14 protein-coding genes, 1 tRNA gene and 1 pseudogene are annotated in these 15,649 nt (G+C 62.2%); 3 read left to right on the top strand and 13 right to left on the bottom strand.

Annotated features, from left to right (window positions below; all coding sequences use genetic code 11):
* Positions 1–3: 3 nt before the first annotated feature.
* The gene (locus ACFMBG_RS18145) at positions 4–1,023 is read right to left on the bottom strand and encodes a quaternary amine ABC transporter ATP-binding protein (RefSeq protein WP_421056109.1); all 1,020 of its coding nucleotides are present in this window, start codon (positions 1,021–1,023) and stop codon (positions 4–6) included.
* A 63-nt stretch (positions 1,024–1,086) separates the two neighbouring features.
* Positions 1,087–2,043 carry a glycine betaine/L-proline ABC transporter substrate-binding protein ProX gene (gene proX, locus ACFMBG_RS18150; protein ID WP_421056110.1) on the bottom strand — a complete coding sequence of 319 codons (957 nt, stop codon included), beginning with the start codon at positions 2,041–2,043 and terminating at the stop codon, positions 1,087–1,089.
* A gap of 55 nt (positions 2,044–2,098) precedes the next feature.
* On the opposite strand from proX, the gene ACFMBG_RS18155 reads away from it, so the two are divergent.
* The gene (locus tag ACFMBG_RS18155; RefSeq protein ID WP_421056111.1) at positions 2,099–3,106 is read left to right on the top strand and encodes a LysR substrate-binding domain-containing protein; all 1,008 of its coding nucleotides are present in this window, start codon (positions 2,099–2,101) and stop codon (positions 3,104–3,106) included.
* Here the strand turns inward: ACFMBG_RS18155 and ACFMBG_RS18160 are convergent.
* The 7 genes from ACFMBG_RS18160 to ACFMBG_RS18190 form a co-directional block, all read right to left on the bottom strand.
* Positions 3,099–3,605, bottom strand: a complete 507-nt coding sequence (locus ACFMBG_RS18160; protein WP_421056112.1) for a DUF2165 domain-containing protein — start codon at positions 3,603–3,605, stop codon at positions 3,099–3,101. The genes ACFMBG_RS18155 and ACFMBG_RS18160 overlap by 8 nt on opposite strands.
* Before the next feature lie 61 nt (positions 3,606–3,666).
* On the bottom strand, positions 3,667–5,331 hold the full coding sequence (locus tag ACFMBG_RS18165; RefSeq protein WP_421056113.1) for an ABC transporter substrate-binding protein: 1,665 nt from the start codon (positions 5,329–5,331) through the stop codon (positions 3,667–3,669).
* A 95-nt stretch (positions 5,332–5,426) separates the two neighbouring features.
* Positions 5,427–6,311 (bottom strand): TauD/TfdA dioxygenase family protein, encoded by an 885-nt coding sequence (locus tag ACFMBG_RS18170; protein ID WP_421056114.1) that lies wholly within the window; start codon positions 6,309–6,311, stop codon positions 5,427–5,429.
* A gap of 11 nt (positions 6,312–6,322) precedes the next feature.
* Entirely contained in the window at positions 6,323–7,732 is a 1,410-nt protein-coding gene (locus ACFMBG_RS18175; RefSeq protein ID WP_421056115.1) for an FAD-binding oxidoreductase, read from the bottom strand.
* Positions 7,729–8,970 (bottom strand): amidohydrolase family protein, encoded by a 1,242-nt coding sequence (locus tag ACFMBG_RS18180; protein ID WP_421056116.1) that lies wholly within the window; start codon positions 8,968–8,970, stop codon positions 7,729–7,731. Before ACFMBG_RS18180 ends, ACFMBG_RS18175 begins: the two co-directional genes overlap by 4 nt.
* Complete coding sequence (locus ACFMBG_RS18185; protein ID WP_421056117.1) at positions 8,967–9,758, bottom strand: creatininase family protein; 792 nt, start codon at positions 9,756–9,758, stop codon at positions 8,967–8,969. The genes ACFMBG_RS18180 and ACFMBG_RS18185 overlap by 4 nt, the downstream gene beginning before the upstream one ends.
* Positions 9,755–10,450, bottom strand: a complete 696-nt coding sequence (locus ACFMBG_RS18190; RefSeq protein WP_421056118.1) for a glutamine amidotransferase-related protein — start codon at positions 10,448–10,450, stop codon at positions 9,755–9,757. The genes ACFMBG_RS18185 and ACFMBG_RS18190 overlap by 4 nt, the downstream gene beginning before the upstream one ends.
* A gap of 127 nt (positions 10,451–10,577) precedes the next feature.
* Here ACFMBG_RS18190 and ACFMBG_RS18195 point away from each other — a divergent pair, with 127 nt between their 5' ends.
* A complete protein-coding gene (locus ACFMBG_RS18195; protein ID WP_421056146.1) occupies positions 10,578–10,964 on the top strand; it encodes a RidA family protein in 387 nt (128 codons plus the stop codon).
* Positions 10,965–11,271: 307 nt separating this feature from the next.
* Here ACFMBG_RS18195 and ACFMBG_RS18200 read toward each other — a convergent pair whose 3' ends face one another.
* Positions 11,272–11,475 (bottom strand): hypothetical protein, encoded by a 204-nt coding sequence (locus ACFMBG_RS18200; protein WP_421056119.1) that lies wholly within the window; start codon positions 11,473–11,475, stop codon positions 11,272–11,274.
* Positions 11,476–11,832: 357 nt separating this feature from the next.
* A pseudogene (locus ACFMBG_RS18205) lies at positions 11,833–12,300 on the bottom strand (ParB/Srx family N-terminal domain-containing protein); the annotation flags it as partial.
* 374 nt (positions 12,301–12,674) lie between these two features.
* On the opposite strand from ACFMBG_RS18205, the gene ACFMBG_RS24180 reads away from it, so the two are divergent.
* Positions 12,675–13,247 (top strand): DUF2924 domain-containing protein, encoded by a 573-nt coding sequence (locus ACFMBG_RS24180; protein ID WP_476703269.1) that lies wholly within the window; start codon positions 12,675–12,677, stop codon positions 13,245–13,247.
* Between the two features lie 149 nt (positions 13,248–13,396).
* Here ACFMBG_RS24180 and ACFMBG_RS18220 read toward each other — a convergent pair.
* Both ACFMBG_RS18220 and ACFMBG_RS18225 read right to left on the bottom strand, forming a co-directional pair.
* Positions 13,397–13,486, bottom strand: a tRNA-Ser gene (locus ACFMBG_RS18220).
* Positions 13,487–14,014: 528 nt separating this feature from the next.
* Positions 14,015–15,649 carry an acyl-CoA synthetase gene (locus ACFMBG_RS18225; RefSeq protein ID WP_421056121.1) on the bottom strand — a complete coding sequence of 545 codons (1,635 nt, stop codon included), beginning with the start codon at positions 15,647–15,649 and terminating at the stop codon, positions 14,015–14,017.

Consider the following 15,649-nt stretch of genomic DNA (forward strand, 5'->3'; position numbering starts at 1 on the left):
CCTTTAGCCGCGCATTGCTGTCAAGGCAGCCTTGATGGTGATCCGGCCAACCGGCGCGTGGTCAGGGCTGACCACGGTAACGGGTGACTGATCCTCCATGAAGTGATCCATGATTTCGCCCAGCTCAGCATCCGGGCGCACCTGTTTCGCCGTCGCCTGGCTGCCGTTCAGCGGCTCCATGATTGTTTCCGCCCGCACCAGGCCGATGCGGCTGATCCCCTTGACGAATTCCGCCACATAGTCGTCCTTCGGATTGGTCACGATCTCTTCCGGGGTGCCGATCTGCACGATTTCGCCGTCATTCATGATGGCGATGTGATCACCCATCCGGATCGCCTCATCGAGGTCGTGGGTGATAAACAGGGTGGTCTTTTTCATATGCGCGGACAGGTTCAGAAACTGGTCCTGAAGCTGGCGCCGGATCAGTGGGTCCAACGCCGAGAAGGGCTCATCCATCAGCAGGATTTCTGGATCCGCTGCAAGCGCACGCGCAAGGCCGACACGCTGCTGCATGCCGCCCGACAGCTGATCGGGGTAATGGTCGATCCAGCCGGTCAGATCCATCGCCGCCAGCGCTTTCTCCGCCGCTGCGCGCCGATCAGCGGGACCGATATCCCGCACCTCCAGACCAAAGCCCACATTCTCGCCCAAGGTGCGGTGCGGCCACAGTGCCATATGCTGAAACACCATGCCGATGGTTTCGGCCCGAAGCTGCCGCAGCTCGGTTTCGCCCATGGTATCGACGCGCTTTCCGGCCACGTGGATCTCGCCCGCGGTCGGCTCGATCAGCCGGTTCACGTGGCGCACCAGGGTGGATTTGCCAGAGCCGGACAGACCCATGATGCAGAAGATCTCACCCTTTTTGACGGAGAAACTGGCGTTGCGCACGCCGAGGACACAGTCGAACCTGTCGCGCACTTCCTCTTTGCTCAATCCCTCGGACAGAACAGCCTTCATGGCTTCGTCCGATCTGCGCCCGTAGATTTTCCACAGGTCACGGCATTCGATTTGCGCTTCACTCATGGCGCAGTCCTTTCCGGAAAATGGGCGCAGCCGGGGCTGCGCCCGCCAACTTCAGGGAGGAGATCAGTTGGCTGTGACGGCCTCGGCGACCCAAGCGTCGAACTGGGCCTGGTTGGCAGAAACCCAGTCCTGGGCATGGCGCCGGAAATCTTCCAGCGTGTTTTCCCCGTCGCGCAGCTTCACCTGAGCTGCATTGACCGCGGAAATTGGAATTTCGACGAGTTCAAAGAACCTGGCTGCTGCCGGGTTTTCTTCGAGAAACGTGTTGTTGGCGACGATGTAGACGTCGTTCACCGCAAATCCCGCGTCGAACTCCCCCTCCGACGGCACGCCGATCTGCACCACGTCCTCACCCGGCACCAGCACATCGCTTATCCAGTTGGGTGTCCAAGTGTAATACAGGATTGCACCGCCTTCATTGTAGCGGGTGATGGTGTCAGCCATGATCGCGAAATAGCTGCCCTGGTCATGCTGCACCGCGTCGCGCAGCTTGTACTCGTCCAGATGGTCTTCGATGGTCAGCTCGCAGCCCCAGCCCGGGTTGCAGCCGGACATGTTGGCCCGCCCGTCACCGTCGCTGTCGAACAGGGTGGCCAGTTCCGGGGCGGCCAGCTGGCCAATATTGGTAATACCGTGGGCCTCGGCAGTTTTCTTGTCGATGAAATACCCCTGCCCGGCCCCGGTGATGGCCGCATTGACCCGGGTCATCACAGCCTCGCCACCCGATTTGTCGAAGAAATCGTTATGCAGCGGTTTCCAGTGATTAAAGGTGTAGTCCGCATCGCCGGAAGCGACTGCCAGGTGGACAGCAGGGAAGTCCGCCTCCAGCGTTTCCTCAACCTCGTACCCCAAGGCCTCCAGCCCAAGCTGGACCACCATGTGCTGGAACCAGGCATTTGCCGGCGACCCCTTTATCGGGGACACAGACACGCCCTTGCCGGGCTGGTCTGCCGCCATGGCGGGCAGCGCAAGTGTTGCGGCCAAAGCCGTCGTCAGTGCGAGTTGAGCCAGATACTTCATTGTTTCCTCCCTTGCACACAGCTGTTTCCAGGGCTGCGCAATCTGATCCTGCTCTATGTTTTGGCAGAAATCGCATTCTGTGAAGTTCCAAAGTTCTGTGCAAAATGTTAACCACAGCGTTATGGTAAATCTTCGCAAAACCCTTAGCAAAATGCCTCATCTGATCACTTTCGAGGCCGCCTGCCGAAATGCAAACTTTACGAGAGCAGCCGAAGAGCTGGGTGTCACGCGGGTCTCGGTCAGCCGCCAGATTGCCGAATTGGAAGAAAGGCTTGGGGTTACGCTGTTCTACCGGCATCACCGCAAGGTTACGCTGACCCAGGCCGGGCGGGCGCTGGAGGCCGAAGTGTCCCCGGCGCTGCATCAGATCGCTTCCGCCTTGCAAAACGTCTCGGCACGGACGAGCGAATCCCGGCTGACTGTTACCACGACATCAGCCTTTGCCACGTACTGGCTGATGCCGCGGCTGGTCGGTTTCAGCAACCTTCACCCGGAAATCGAACTGAACCTGGTTGTCACGGACCGCAAGCTTGATCTTGAGGCCGAAGACGTGGACGTGGCTATCCGCTACTCAAAAACACCGCCGCCCTGGGAAAAGGTCACCCCCCTGCTGCAGGAGCGGGTATTTCCCGTTGTCAGCCCGAAATACCAGGCGCGGACTGCGCTCGCCCGCCCTGAGGACCTGCTGAAAGAGAACCTTCTGCACCTTTCAGGGATCTACCGCCCAGGCGCCCGCTGGCCGAACTGGTTCCGGCACAACAACGTCGCGCCGCCGCCTGAATCCAGCGGCGTGGTGATGAATACCTATATCAACATGCTGCAGGCCGCTATTGCCGGGCATGGCGTTGCACTGGCGGGCAACCCGCTGGTCGACCCCTATCTGGAGGACGGTTCGCTGCAAAGGCTGGACGGGTTCCTCGAGATCGAGCGCGACTATTTCTACCTGATCGACACCACCGGAGATCAGGAGAACGCGCAGCTGTTCTGCGACTGGATACGGGGGCAAACGCTTAACGTTTCCGGGTCAGCTCAAGCAGAGCAGGCAAGTGCGGACGTTACATAACGACAACGGCGCCGCCGACCAGCAGCACAGCGTTGAGCATACCCCACAGCGTCATCTGAAAATGCGTGTTCTGGCCGCCTTCGTGCCCGAACCAGTAGCAGAACCAATTGCCGGCAATCAAAAACCCGCACCAGGTCGCGGTAAACATCAAGGTTCCGGCCAGTCCCAGGGCGATGGCCGTGTCCTGTGGCAGCCGCCCGGCGGCGGACATGGCAAGCGCAGCTGATCCGGCCCAGAGCGCGGCCGTGGCCGCGATTTCCCAAACGACAATGCACCGGAACAGGCCCCGGCGCAGCCTGCTGCTGGTGACCCGGCGATAAGCGACAAAGCGGTAGGCTTCCGGGTATTCCTCCCGCATGCGGGTCATGTCCATGACCTCGGCGGTGTAGGTTTCATTCAAAAAGGGATGCAGGAGGTTTTCCAGCGCGCCAATTGTCAGCCAAGCGGCCATGAAGGCAACGCTGACGGCCTGCGCGGCCAGTATGGTGGTTTCCAGCAAGGCTCTGATCTCCGCTTTGGTCTGCCCGCCGGATCCGGCCGGCGGGCAAAGGGTTCAAAGGTCAGGCTTCCCAGTACATGTACTGCGGGTAAAGCTCGTTGGAGATGTGGATCGCAGCCCCCTTCAGATTGCTCTTGGAGTGGTTATAGAGCGACCGCCAGTAGGGCTGAATAATGACCCCTTCATCCACCATGATCTGTTCAAGCTTGGCCATGATCCCACTGCGCGCCGCCGGGTCAGGCGTGGCCAGCGCCTGGTCGACCAGCGCATCGAATTCGGCATTGGTAAAACCGGTTTCGTTCCAGCCCTGACCGCTGCGGTAGGCCAGCGCCAGCGTCTGGATACCCAGCGGCCGGTGGTTCCAGTTGGTCACCGAGAGCGGGTACTTTGCCCAGTTGTTCCAGAAGGTGGAGGTCGGATACACCGTGCGCTTGACCTTGATGCCCGCATCGCGCAGCTGTGCGGCGATAGCATCGCCAGTTGCCTTCCAAAACGCGGAATCGAGTGAGACCAGCTCATGCTCAAAATCCGCCATGCCAGCCTCTTCCAGCAATTTCATGGCACCTTCGGGGTCACGCACCGGCGCACCGATATCGGCATAGTCGGGATGCACCGGCGACACGTGGTGGTTCTCCGCGGCGCGGCCTTGGCCGCCATAGGCGATTTCCAGCACCACCGCGTTGTCCACCGCCATTGCCAGCGCCCGGCGCACCCGCGCATCGGCATAAATGGCCGTGCCATCCACCTCGGTGGTCTGGTTGCAGCGGGCCAGAACCGTGGCCGCGGTGGTGGCCTCGTGCTTGGTCCAGCCGTCCAGCGAGTCGTAGGACGCCATATAGTCGCCTTCGGTGTCGTAGTTGACGTCGTATTCATCGGCGTCGGCACCGGCGAAGAAGGCCGCCGGGTCGGCGCCAAAGTCGATGAATTCGACCCGGTCCATGTAGGCGCCATTGCCTGCGTTCCACCATGTGTGGTCCGGGTTCCGCACCAGTGCGGCGCTGTCGCCGACACTGTAAAACTCCGGCAGGTAGGGGCCGGTGCCGATCGGGTTGTCCAGCATCGTGGCCTCATCGAACGAAGGATGCACGATGGCGGCCGGGTAGTCGGCAAAGCCAGCGATCAGCGAAATATCCGGTTGCGGCAGCTTCAGCCGCACGGTGTGGCTGCCGGTCACTTCGACCACACCTGGCATCAGCTGATTTGTTTCCGGGTCGATGATCACCTGCAGCTTGCCGGCCATGGCGTTGCCCTCGACGGTGCCGTCGCAGAAGCGTGCGATGTTGGCGGCGACATCCTCGGCGGTGAAGGGATCGCCGTTGTTCCAGGTCACGCCCTCGCGCACATGCAGCACGTATTCGGTGGCATCCTCGCTGATCTCCCAGCTTTCCAGCAGGACTGGGGTGAATGTACCGTCCGAATTGTACTGGACCAGGTATTCCAGCCAGCCGCGGGTGAAGGTCGCAAGGGAGTTGAAGTCGAACTTGCGCGGATCCCGCATCGTGATCAGCTGCTGCTGAATGCGGACGGTACCGCCCATCTGTGCGTTAACCGCGGCCTGTGCGGGCGCTGTCAGGCCCATCATCGCATAGGCGGTTGCCGCAGTTGCTCCAAAGGAGCAGGCCGTTGCCAGGAACTCCCGGCGGCTGACTGGATCCGCGCCCATTTGGCGGGCCTGCTGCGTCAGCGAGTCCGGCAGCGGTTTTCCGGTACTGGTTAAATAGGTCATCGTTTCCCTCTCTGTTGGGCCGTGAGGCGGGCCGCCGTTTGCGTTTTGCGGCGCAGTAGTGTGCAGGCCGGACACACGCCCGGCCAAAGCGTGGCTCATGCAGGCATGCGGATGCTGCCGATCCCGTCGTCCTCTGTCACCGAGACGCAGATACTGGACAGGGTGCGGGGCTGTTCGTAAGGCCAGGGCGTGCCGCGGTGCAGCACCGCGCGCTGATCCCAGATCAGGACGTCGCCGACCTCCCAATGGTGCGAATAGGTGAACTCCGGCTGCGTGCAGAACGCCATCAGCTCGTCCAGAACCTCCTGGCTTTCGGCCTCGTCATAGCCGTCGATCTTGAAAGCATGGCTGGCGATATACAGCGCCTCCCGCCCGTTCACCGGGTTCGGCCAGACTGCGTTCCAATGCTGGTCGGGCCATTTGTTGAACATCGGCAATTCCGCCAGCTCAGGAGAGATCTTTCGCCGGGAATGGCTGTACCGGTGCCAGATGCCGCGGCCGCGGATCTTTGCCTTCAGCGCCTCCGGCATCGCCGCCCAGGCTGCCCGGGTGCTGGCCAGTTCCGTAGCGCCGCCTTCGGTAGTGACAATACGGCCGATCAGGATGTTGGTCAGCGCCGGCGTGGGCAGGAAGGTGCTGTCCGAATGCCACAGGAAGTTGGACTTTAGGTTCAGAGTGTGCAGATCCATCTCGCCCGACGTGGAGCCATCCTTCTGCACATTGGAGACCTCGGGAACCTCGAATTTCTCGCCGGGCTTGCGTTCATCCGCCTTGCGGTCCTCGATCGGGCCGAAAAGCTGCGCCAGCGCCATATGCTGCGTGTTGCTGATCTCCTGATTGCGCAGCAGCAGCGCCGAATGCTCCTCGAACAGCGCGCGCAGCTGCGGGTACAGGTGGTCCGCCCGCACATCGGACAGGTTCAGCCCGCTGACTTCGACCCCGAATTGCGGCGTCAGCGGTTTGGTCTGAATTGTGGTCATCTCGGGTCTCCTCAGCCCATTGCCTTTGCTTCGATTTCCTCAGCGGAGAGATGTTTCACATCCTCCCAGGCCCGTGACTTGCCAGGGTTCAGCAGTCCCTTGGGGTCCATACGCTTTTTCCAGGCCAGATGCCGGTAGTCGGCATTCTTCAGCCCGCCGCCCTCGACGAAATAGGTATGCGCGTCGGCAACGCTGTGGCCGTGCTGCTCGTAGATGCTGTTGATCTCCCGCAGGCGTGCCTCGTCCGAGAACCAGATGATCGGCAGGTCAAAGGCGACGATCCTGCCGTCCAGCCGTGCAAACTCATGGTGCTGCCAGACGTCATCACCCAGGGCCGCGCCCGCGGCGGCCACGGCACCCGCGTCCGACGGGTCCGGCACCCCGATCTGCTGATAGGTGGCCGAGCGGTCAGCCTTCAGCACCTGAAGCGTCGTGTGGTTGTAAGCGAATTCAAAGACGTGCGGCAGCTTTGCCGCCTGCCGCTCCGCATCGTTCATCGCCAGATCCAGATGGCCGCCCTGCGCAGCGATCAGCGCGCGGAAGGCCTCCATGTCCTCTGCCGGGACCAGCGAAACCAGCAGGTGCTTGCCCTCCCGCAGATGCCCCTTGAGGCGCGGGAAGTATCCAACGATGCGCGCCTCAACCGTGCTGGCCAGCTTGCGGCCGATGTTCTGGGCAGCGGCCAGCGCATAGCCCGCGGCATAGCAGTCGCGGTAGCTGTCGAAGGTGGCCATGCAGCCGATCCAGTTGCGGTGCGGCACTGTGCGCAAGGTCACCTCGGTGATCACCCCGTTCAGCCCCCAGGCATGGTGGATTTGCAGTGCCTCCCCGGCGTCAAAGACGTGCTCCTGCGGTTCCGCCTCCAGCGACAGCGCCTTCAGCTGGATGATATTGCCCTTTTCCCGCAAAGCACCGTTGGCGATCGAGCCGATCCCGGCCGAGCCGCCAGCCACGAAGCCGCCGATGGTAGCAATGTCCTGCGTCGACGGGAACATCGCCATTTCCCAGCCCTGCTCGATCAGAGCGGCGTTCACATCGGCCATCAGCGCCCCGGCCTCGGCGCGCACATAGCCCTCGCCGATCTCAAGGATGCGGTTCATCTTCGTGGTCTCGATAATCAGCCCGCCCTTCAGCGGCACCGCCTGCCCGTAATTGCCGGTGCCGCCGCCGCGCAGAGTGACCGGCACATCCGCAGCATAGGCGCGCCGCAGGCAGTGGCGCAGTTCGGCAGCGGACTCGGGCACCGCGACCAGATCGCCAAAGCGTTTTTTCAGCTGCGCATTCAGAACCGGGCTGTACCAGAAAAAGTCGCGCGAGCGTTTCTTGACCAGCACCGGCTCGTCAATCACCTCTACCGGCGACAGGCTGGCGGCAAAATCTGCCCAGTCAGTGCGCGCGTGTTCCAGCGGCGACTCTGTCATTGTTGTTCTCCTTGCAGGGCCTCGGCCAAGGGGCGTGGTGTGCTACGGCAACCCAGGATGTCCGTGACCGAGAGAGCGTCGAACAGCTGCAGATCCCCGATTGCAGCCCCGTCGACGGTTACGGGCGCAAGGCCAAGCGCCTTGCGGGCGCCGGTGGTGATCATCGGAAGATGGCGGCCAAATGGCGGGTCGAGGTGCGCGGCCAGTGCCGCAAGCGAAAGGGTCGCCAGCGGATCATGGCTGCCCAGCGGGCAAAAGGCGTCGCGCACGTTGTCAGCGCCCAGCACCACATTGACTCCGGCGGCCTGCAATTCATGAATGCGGGTCAGCCCGCGGCGGTCAGGTGTGCCGGCGCTTCGCCCTTGCAGATACAGGTTAGTGGCAGGCAGCACCGCTACGGATATCCCGGCACGGGCCAGCTTGTCCGAAATACGCTGCACCTCTGCATCATTGCGGTTCATCAAGCTGCAAGCATGGCCGCACAGAACCGGCCCCTGAAAACCGGTTTCAAGCGCCGCATCGGCGATCATCTCCAACCCGTCGAGACCGGGCGCCAACCCCTCGTCGACATGAAAATCCAGCGCAAGCCCCGCTTCCTCCGCGGCGCGAAAGGTGTTGAGAATGCCGTCTTGCCGCTCGGGCTGGCCCAATACGAAAGCCCCCAGCACGCCGCCGCCCCGGGCCACTTGGCGGGCACAGTCACGGGCGTAGCTGATGTCGGCCATCCTGTCGGCACCGGTCAGCGCCGCCCGTTGCAGGATCACACCCGCCGGGGCCTCTTCCGTCAGTTCCCGCAGGATCTCCCACGCCAATGGAGCCGCTGCCGGGTCCGGGCTGGTTCCCCAGTCGACATGCGAACGCACGGTCGAACACCCAGCCGCCACCAGTTCCTGCAGCCCGCGTCTTGCACGCTGGCGGATGTCCTCGGGCGTCCACATCCCGCGGTCCAGCGCCTGTGCCGAGATTGCATCATCCAGGCCGCCGCCGATCCCTTTCATCCGGTCAATTGTGTGGCATTTATCGAGATGCACATGCGGCTCAGTAAACTTGGGCAGCACTAGACGCTCAGACGGTACCGTGGCCGGTTCGAGCGCCACGGCGTGCCCGTCCCGCAAGACGAGGTCGCCCGCCAAGCAATCGCCCCGCAACTGGCCGCCAAACCGCTCCGCCGAGACGACCAGCGCCGCCGGAACCAGGACGCCGGGCAGGCGGGCAAGGGGTGAATGAGCATCCTTCATCGGCTGGTTCTGTGATCGAAGCGGGAAAATTCGGCAAGGAATAGCGCGAAGTTGCGGCCCGTGGAGGCCAGCATTGCTTCCCCTTTCGCCGCGGTCGCCGCGGAGGCATCCCCGCAGACCCCTGCGGGGTTCAAATCGTCTGCAGTCCAGCCAGGCGCGGCGGGTTCGCCGGTCAGCCCGATGAAGCGGAAATTCCCCGCCCAGTCCTCCATCGCGGTGCGGAAGGTCTTGGCCTTGCCCATGTCCACCAGATCCGGCCTGGCGGCCAGCATGGCCGAGGTTTCGCTGTCGCCTGCGTGCAGGTCCACCGCATAGGCGCCGGGCTCGAACAGCCCCTCCGTTTCGGCAAACCCGGACCACGAACAAACCGCCGCGATCAGATTATAGCTGATGCGCAATTCACGTGCCGCCACCTGCAGCAGCGCGGTATTGCCGCCATGTCCGTTGAACAGCACCAGGCGCTCAACCCCTGCCCGCGCCACCGATGCCCCGATGCCGCGCAGTACCGCCAGCAGCGTTTCGGGCGACAAGCTTAGAGTCCCGGGGAAGCCGTTGTGCTCGTTGCTTTTGGTAATGGTCAGCGCGGGCAGCACCAGCACCGTTTGCTCCGGGCTGAGTTCCGCGAGCATCCGCGCAACCGCCTCCTGCGTCAGGTCCGTATCGACCGACAGTGGCAGATGCGGCCCATGCTGTTCGGTTGCCCCCAGCGGCAGCACCGCCACGCAATCCCCTGGTAAGGACTGGAAATCCGGCGCCTTCAGCTCTGCCCAATATCCTTGAATGCTCATGCCGCCTCTCCCAGGAATGTGTCGAGGAATCTGGTGAACCAGCGCGCCTGCGCCGCATCATGGGCTGCCATAAGCCGGTTCTGCGTCTGCACGTCCTGCACCCCGGGCCGCCCGTAAACATGCGCCTTGCTGTCCTGCCAGCGGCGGAAGCCGGGCGGTGTCACTTCGGCGTGGAATTGGAAGCCATAGACCTTTTCGCCATAACGGAAAGCCTGGTTCAGGTACTGTTCATTGCCGGCCAGCCGGACCGCGCCTTCGGGCAAATCAAAGGTGTGGTAATGCGCCTGGGTGACAACCAGCGGTACCTCGAGGAACCCGGCAGCCTCTTCCGAGGGCTCAATCGGGTAATAACCGAACTCGAAGAATTCCCGCTCCGGCGCCCCGGCCCAGGCGCCGAGGTGATAAGCGATCTGCTGGCATCCCTGGCAGATGCCGAGCAGCGGAATACCCCGCTCCAGGCACTGCCCGATCCAGCGGTCCTCCTCCAGCAGAAAGGGGTATTTTTCCGTCTCAAAGACATCAAACAGACCGCCGTAGATCACCGATGCAGCGACCTCGCCCGCATCATCCAGACGGTCCCCGGAAAAGGGTTTGCGGGTCACGGCTTCATAGCCGTTTGCGGCCAGCCAAGTAACCACACGGTCGTCGGCCGGCTCGTCGCCATGGCGCACCAAAAGGACACGCGGTGCCATATTCCCCTCCTTCAGAGAATTGGTGTTGCGTGGCCCTGATGTTGATCTGTGCCAGAGAGTGTCTTTAGGCTTGCAAACTCTTTGGCCTCTTGCAAGCCTTTTGAGCGATCAGAAAAAGGGGAATGAAATGAAAGCTTTAAACCCAGGCGCCATTCGGCCTCCTTTCGCCGCCTACGCACATGGCACCGAGATTCCGGCTGGGAAACGGGTCGTTGTGACCTCTGGCCAGCTTGGTATCCGGATGGATGATTCGATTCCCGAAAGCTGCTATGAACAGGCCCTGATCTGCTTCGAAAACATCCGGGAAATCCTGCGCGAGGGGAATATGGGGCCCTCCGACATCGCCCATATCTCGGCTTATGTGACCAACCGCGAACATATGGCGGGCTACATGCGCGCGCGGGATGAATTCCTCGCCGGAACCGGGCGGGTCCCAAGTTCGACCCTGCTGATCGTTTCCGGGTTCACACGCGAAGAGTTCAAGGTCGAAGTGGAAGTGCTGGCAGCAAAGTAGCCTGTGGCGAGGCCAGTCATTTCCTCTACTCGCCTCTCACGCGGACACAGCCCTTTAAGAAGGGTCCCAATTGTAGAACCGGACTTCCCGAGGAGCGGTGGTAAGTGTCAGTTTCTCAAACCAGTGGACAGTGCCGGTGATGTGCTACCCTGAAATGCCCTTGCTTTGAGGTTAGCCTGTTCTCCAACCGAGGAGACAGCTGCGCACGGACTCGGAAGAGATCCTCGAGCGACGCCGTTCCGCTTGGTCACGTCTACTTGCGCTCTTCCGGGGTGTTTATGGCGGCATCGATCACCCGACTCTGGGGCTACCTGCCTTGGGCGGCTCTTTGTTTGATCCCGACCGCTATCCTTTCCTCGAGGGCCGCAAGAAGAGAACGAACTGGCGCACCGATCCTGCGGAGCCCCTGCCGATCGACGATCGGACCGTGTTGCTTCTTCTTGAGGCGATCCAGACTTTCCAGGGGCGCACACTGTCCTATCGCGCCTTGGATGTCGAACAGATCGGGCATGTTTACGAAGGCTTGCTCGAACGCACCGTCAAGCGGGTGGATGATGTCACGATGGAACTCGAAAGCAGCAGCAAGGCGAAGAACCCTCGTGTCGCGCTGGGTGAAGTAGAGTCAGCGCGCCTCAACGGTACTGGGCGGCTTATCGAACTTCTGAAGGAGCGGAGCGAACGATCCGAGTCCGCCGTTCGCAACGCGCATGATCGACAGGCCGACGACCGCCTAGCCGCACGCCTTCTGACCGTCTGCCGCGGAGACGTCGGCCTTCGGGATAGGCTCCTGCCCTTGGCGCACTTGCTGCGGACCGACCCTTGGGGCTACTCCATCGCATCGCGTTCCACCTCCCGTTTGCCTGCACGTTTCAGGAACATCGTCCTCGCCCACTCGGGACGCGGCCTCGGGGTCTACCTCACCCGCCAGAAGCGTCTCAAGCTCCGCGTCATCAAAACCGATGAGTGACAGGTCGTAGTGCTCGGCCAGCAGATCGTTCAGCTCGGCCGACAGCAGCGTCTCGTCCCAAGTCCCGAGTTCGGTCAGCTTGTTGTCAGCAATCCGGTAGGCCCGCCGCTGCGCCTCGGTCAGATGCCCCAGCAAGATCACCGGGGCTTCGGTCAGCCCCAGCTGCGTGGCGGCCAACACACGGCCATGGCCCGCGATCAACTCGCCATCGTCGGTGACCAGACAAGGAACGGTCCAGCCGAACTCCGCCATGCTGGCAGCGATCTTCGCGACCTGGTCCGGACCATGCGCCTTCGCGTTCTTCGCGTACGGCCGGAGCTTCGACAGCGGCCAGGTCTCGATCGCGTCCGGGGCAAAGCTCAGGGTCATGCGGATAGGCTCACCTCAATCAGGTGGACTCCGGACACCAGCAGCCAGCCTAGACTCCGCGAGGGGTCCAGCGGTCAACGGGCGTGTCTGGTTCCAAAGGTTTGTTTTGTTGTGGTTTTCAGCGGATCGAGGGTGGATGCCTGCGGGAGTTGCTTCCCAAAAAACCTGCCCTGTCGCTGGCGATATTGCGCGCTTCGCCCGCCCGTATACGTTTGGTGCCGGGAAGGACCCGCGAATTCCATGGTTTAGCCGCCTGGGCCCCAGCTGGACCCTTTGGTGGCCCCCGGAAGCCAGCACCACAGGTCGTCCCGCACGTGCCTCTCCCGAGTAAATCCAATTTCTAGCGTCATTCCTGGAATGTGTAAGGCCTTGCGATGTACACCGGAAAATTTCCTCACAGGACGATTTTTCTTGACAAGCAGTTGGCGTTTTCAATGACGAACTGCTGCGAGCGCCGCGCGGGAGGCACGAGCCCATTCAGCCGCCAGGTGATCACCGCGAGACCGAACTGCCATCGTCTGGTCGCGGCCGTCCGGCTGACCCCCATCTCCCAGCAAATCGGCGTCCACGCCATGCGTTCGGCTCGCAGCCAGACGATCCGGGCATCATCCCTTTCCAGCCAGCGCAGCCAACTGGACGGCGGTGATCGCAAGAAGAGCCGCATCCGCGCCGACCTCACCCCCATCGTCGTTACTCGGCTAATTCGACAATGGCAGGGCGTTGAGCACGTCGTCACGGTCACCGCTGTCGGATTCGAATGGCAGGGCCGTCCCTACAAGTCGCTCTCTGCCATTGCCCGCGCCATTACCGGGACGCGCTGGAACGGCTGGGTGTTCTTCGGCCTCAATAATCACCGGAGGCGCGTGTCCGCTGGTCTTTTGAGAGGTTCATCAAGATTGGCTCCGGCACCGAACTGGCCCGCGAAATCGCTGCGAAGAGAATCCTGACCCCAAAAGGCAACCCGATGGACAAGAAGTTCATCTACCGCAAGGCTCCTGGCCCCGGGGCCAGTACTCAGCCCCTCCGGCACAACCCTCGAAAACAACGGAAAAATCCGGCTGCCGCCGGATCGGGAGAGCGCTTTCGCGGGGGCAAGTGGCGGAGACGATGGGATTCGAACCCACGAGACGGTTTCCCGCCTACTCCCTTAGCAGGGGAGCGCCTTCGACCACTCGGCCACGTCTCCGCTGACCCGTATATCCGCATAAGCTCAGGGCTTACAAGGCGAAAAACGAACTTTTTTGAGATCTCTCTCGAAAGCTCGCTGACCAGCAAAGTGGCACCAAAAAGCACCGGCTGAGGGAAGGATTTGCTCAATTCCCTCACACGGCTTCGCATCTTGAGGCCACGCCGGTTTCAGCGCCGAGAGCGCGGCTCTTGCGATCCGGGGCACCATTTATCAGGCTTCCGTAGCGCGACGGAGGAGCCGATTTCCTCACCAACAGGAAGATCTGCCATTACAGCACCGGATCATTACCCTGCCCGATACAGAACCCGGAGTTGCCAGTTTTTGCCAACAAGAGCCGCAAAACGGTCCAGTCGGTCCCTAGCTGCCTCTTATGCTTCTATCGGCCCGCTGCGGCGCGGACCGTCATTGTGGACGTCCGCTGTACTTGCAAGACACCGACAGTTCTCATGAGGATACCAGGAGCAGCACCCCGCTTGTTGAACGCCAATGCAGTATACTCCATCGGCTGGTGTGCTGCTCCCCTGGTTAGGACGCGATTTCCCTTGCTTGCTCGCGCAGGGTAAATTTCTGGATCTTGCCGGTCGAGGTTCTCGGTATCACCGTGAACACGAACCTGCCCGGAACCTTGTAGGGCGCCAGACGGTCACGGCACCAGCTGCGCAGCCCTGCGGCATCCACCTCTTTCCCCTTGGCAAGCTCGACAAAGGCGCAGGGGGTTTCGCCCCATTTTTCATGCGGCATTGCCACAACGGCAGCAACCGCAACCGCCGGGTGGCGGTAAAGCGCCTCTTCGACCTCGATCGAGGAGATGTTCTCACCACCCGAGATGATGATGTCTTTGGACCGGTCCTTGAGCTGGATATAGCCGTCGGGGTGCATGACTCCCAGGTCGCCGGAGTGGAACCAGCCGCCGGCAAAGGCTTCCTCGGTGGCCTTTGGGTTGCGGAAATAGCCCTTCATCACGACGTTCCCGCGGAACATGACCTCGCCCATGGTCTGGCCGTCGCGCGGCACCGGCCGCATCGTCTCCGGGTCCAGCACATCCAGCTGTTCCAGCGGCAGGTAGCGCACGCCCTGGCGCGCCTTCAGTGCGGCCTGTTCGGCAGACGGCAGGTCGGACCAGCAGCTGTGCCAGTCATTGACCACCGCGGGCCCGTAGGTTTCCGTCAGCCCATATAGGTGGGTCACCTCAAAGCCTGCGGCCTTCATGTCCGCCAGCAGGCTTTCCGGCGGCGGCGCGGCGGCAGTAAAAAACTGCACTTGCTGGTCGAGATCGCGCTTGGCCTCTTCCGGCGCCGAGATCAGCAGCGACATCACAATGGGGGCGCCGCACAGGTGGGTCACGCCTTCATCCGCCAGGGCGTTCCAGATGGGTTCTGCCCGCACCTGCCGCAAGCACACATGGGTGCCTGCGATGGCGGACAGGGTCCAGGGGAAACACCAGCCGTTGCAGTGGAACATCGGCAGGGTCCAGAGATAGACCGCGTGTTTCTGCATCGAGGTGGTCAGCGCATTGCCCTGCGCCAGCAGATAGGCGCCCCGGTGGTGCGAGACCACGCCCTTGGGGTCGCCAGTGGTGCCGGAGGTGTAGTTGATCGAGATCGCATCCCATTCGTCATCCGGCATCAGCCAGGCGAAATCCGGGTTGCCGCGGGTCAGAAACACCTCGTAGTCGGCGGCCTCCGCATCTGCCGGTGCACCGTCATACTCTGGGTCATCATACTGGATCAGAACCGGCGACACCGCGGCAAGCGCCAGCGCCTCCTGCATCAGCGACATGAATTCCCGGTCGACGATCACCAGTTTCGACATCGCGTGGTCGAGCTGGAGCGCGATCACCGCCGCATCCAGCCTTGTGTTGATCGAATGCAGCACCGCGCCGCACATCGGCACGCCGTAATGGCATTCTAGCATGGCGGGCGTATTGGGCAGCAGCGCCGACACGGTGTCGCCACGGGTGATGCCGTTCTTGGCCAAAGCCGAGGCCAGCCGTCGCGACCGCGCATAAAACTCCGCATAGCTGCGCCGCAGGGACCCATGCACGATCGCTGTGCGGTCCGGAAAGACGCTGGCGGCGCGTTCAAGGAAGGTCAGCGGCGTCAGCGGCTGATAGTTTGCGGGGGTGCGGTCCAGACCGGTGTTGTACGGGTTTTCCGTCAT

It is taken from the genome of Leisingera coralii, from assembly GCF_049056525.1.
GTDB classification, from domain to species: Bacteria; Pseudomonadota; Alphaproteobacteria; order Rhodobacterales; family Rhodobacteraceae; genus Leisingera; species Leisingera coralii.

Excerpts from the sequence above, each read along its gene's own strand:
- ACFMBG_RS18145 (WP_421056109.1), bottom strand. The coding sequence starts at position 1,023 with ATGAGTGAAGCGCAAATCGAATGCCGTGACCTGTGGAAAATCTACGGG.
- proX (WP_421056110.1), bottom strand. The coding sequence starts at position 2,043 with ATGAAGTATCTGGCTCAACTCGCACTGACGACGGCTTTGGCCGCAACA.
- ACFMBG_RS18155 (WP_421056111.1), top strand. The coding sequence starts at position 2,099 with ATGTTTTGGCAGAAATCGCATTCTGTGAAGTTCCAAAGTTCTGTGCAA.
- ACFMBG_RS18165 (WP_421056113.1), bottom strand. The coding sequence starts at position 5,331 with ATGACCTATTTAACCAGTACCGGAAAACCGCTGCCGGACTCGCTGACG.
- ACFMBG_RS18170 (WP_421056114.1), bottom strand. The coding sequence starts at position 6,311 with ATGACCACAATTCAGACCAAACCGCTGACGCCGCAATTCGGGGTCGAA.
- ACFMBG_RS18175 (WP_421056115.1), bottom strand. The coding sequence starts at position 7,732 with ATGACAGAGTCGCCGCTGGAACACGCGCGCACTGACTGGGCAGATTTT.
- ACFMBG_RS18180 (WP_421056116.1), bottom strand. The coding sequence starts at position 8,970 with ATGAAGGATGCTCATTCACCCCTTGCCCGCCTGCCCGGCGTCCTGGTT.
- ACFMBG_RS18185 (WP_421056117.1), bottom strand. The coding sequence starts at position 9,758 with ATGAGCATTCAAGGATATTGGGCAGAGCTGAAGGCGCCGGATTTCCAG.
- ACFMBG_RS18190 (WP_421056118.1), bottom strand. The coding sequence starts at position 10,450 with ATGGCACCGCGTGTCCTTTTGGTGCGCCATGGCGACGAGCCGGCCGAC.
- ACFMBG_RS18195 (WP_421056146.1), top strand. The coding sequence starts at position 10,578 with ATGAAAGCTTTAAACCCAGGCGCCATTCGGCCTCCTTTCGCCGCCTAC.
- ACFMBG_RS18200 (WP_421056119.1), bottom strand. The coding sequence starts at position 11,475 with ATGCCCGATCTGTTCGACATCCAAGGCGCGATAGGACAGTGTGCGCCC.
- ACFMBG_RS24180 (WP_476703269.1), top strand. The coding sequence starts at position 12,675 with ATGTACACCGGAAAATTTCCTCACAGGACGATTTTTCTTGACAAGCAG.
- ACFMBG_RS18225 (WP_421056121.1), bottom strand. The coding sequence starts at position 15,649 with ATGACGGAAAACCCGTACAACACCGGTCTGGACCGCACCCCCGCAAAC.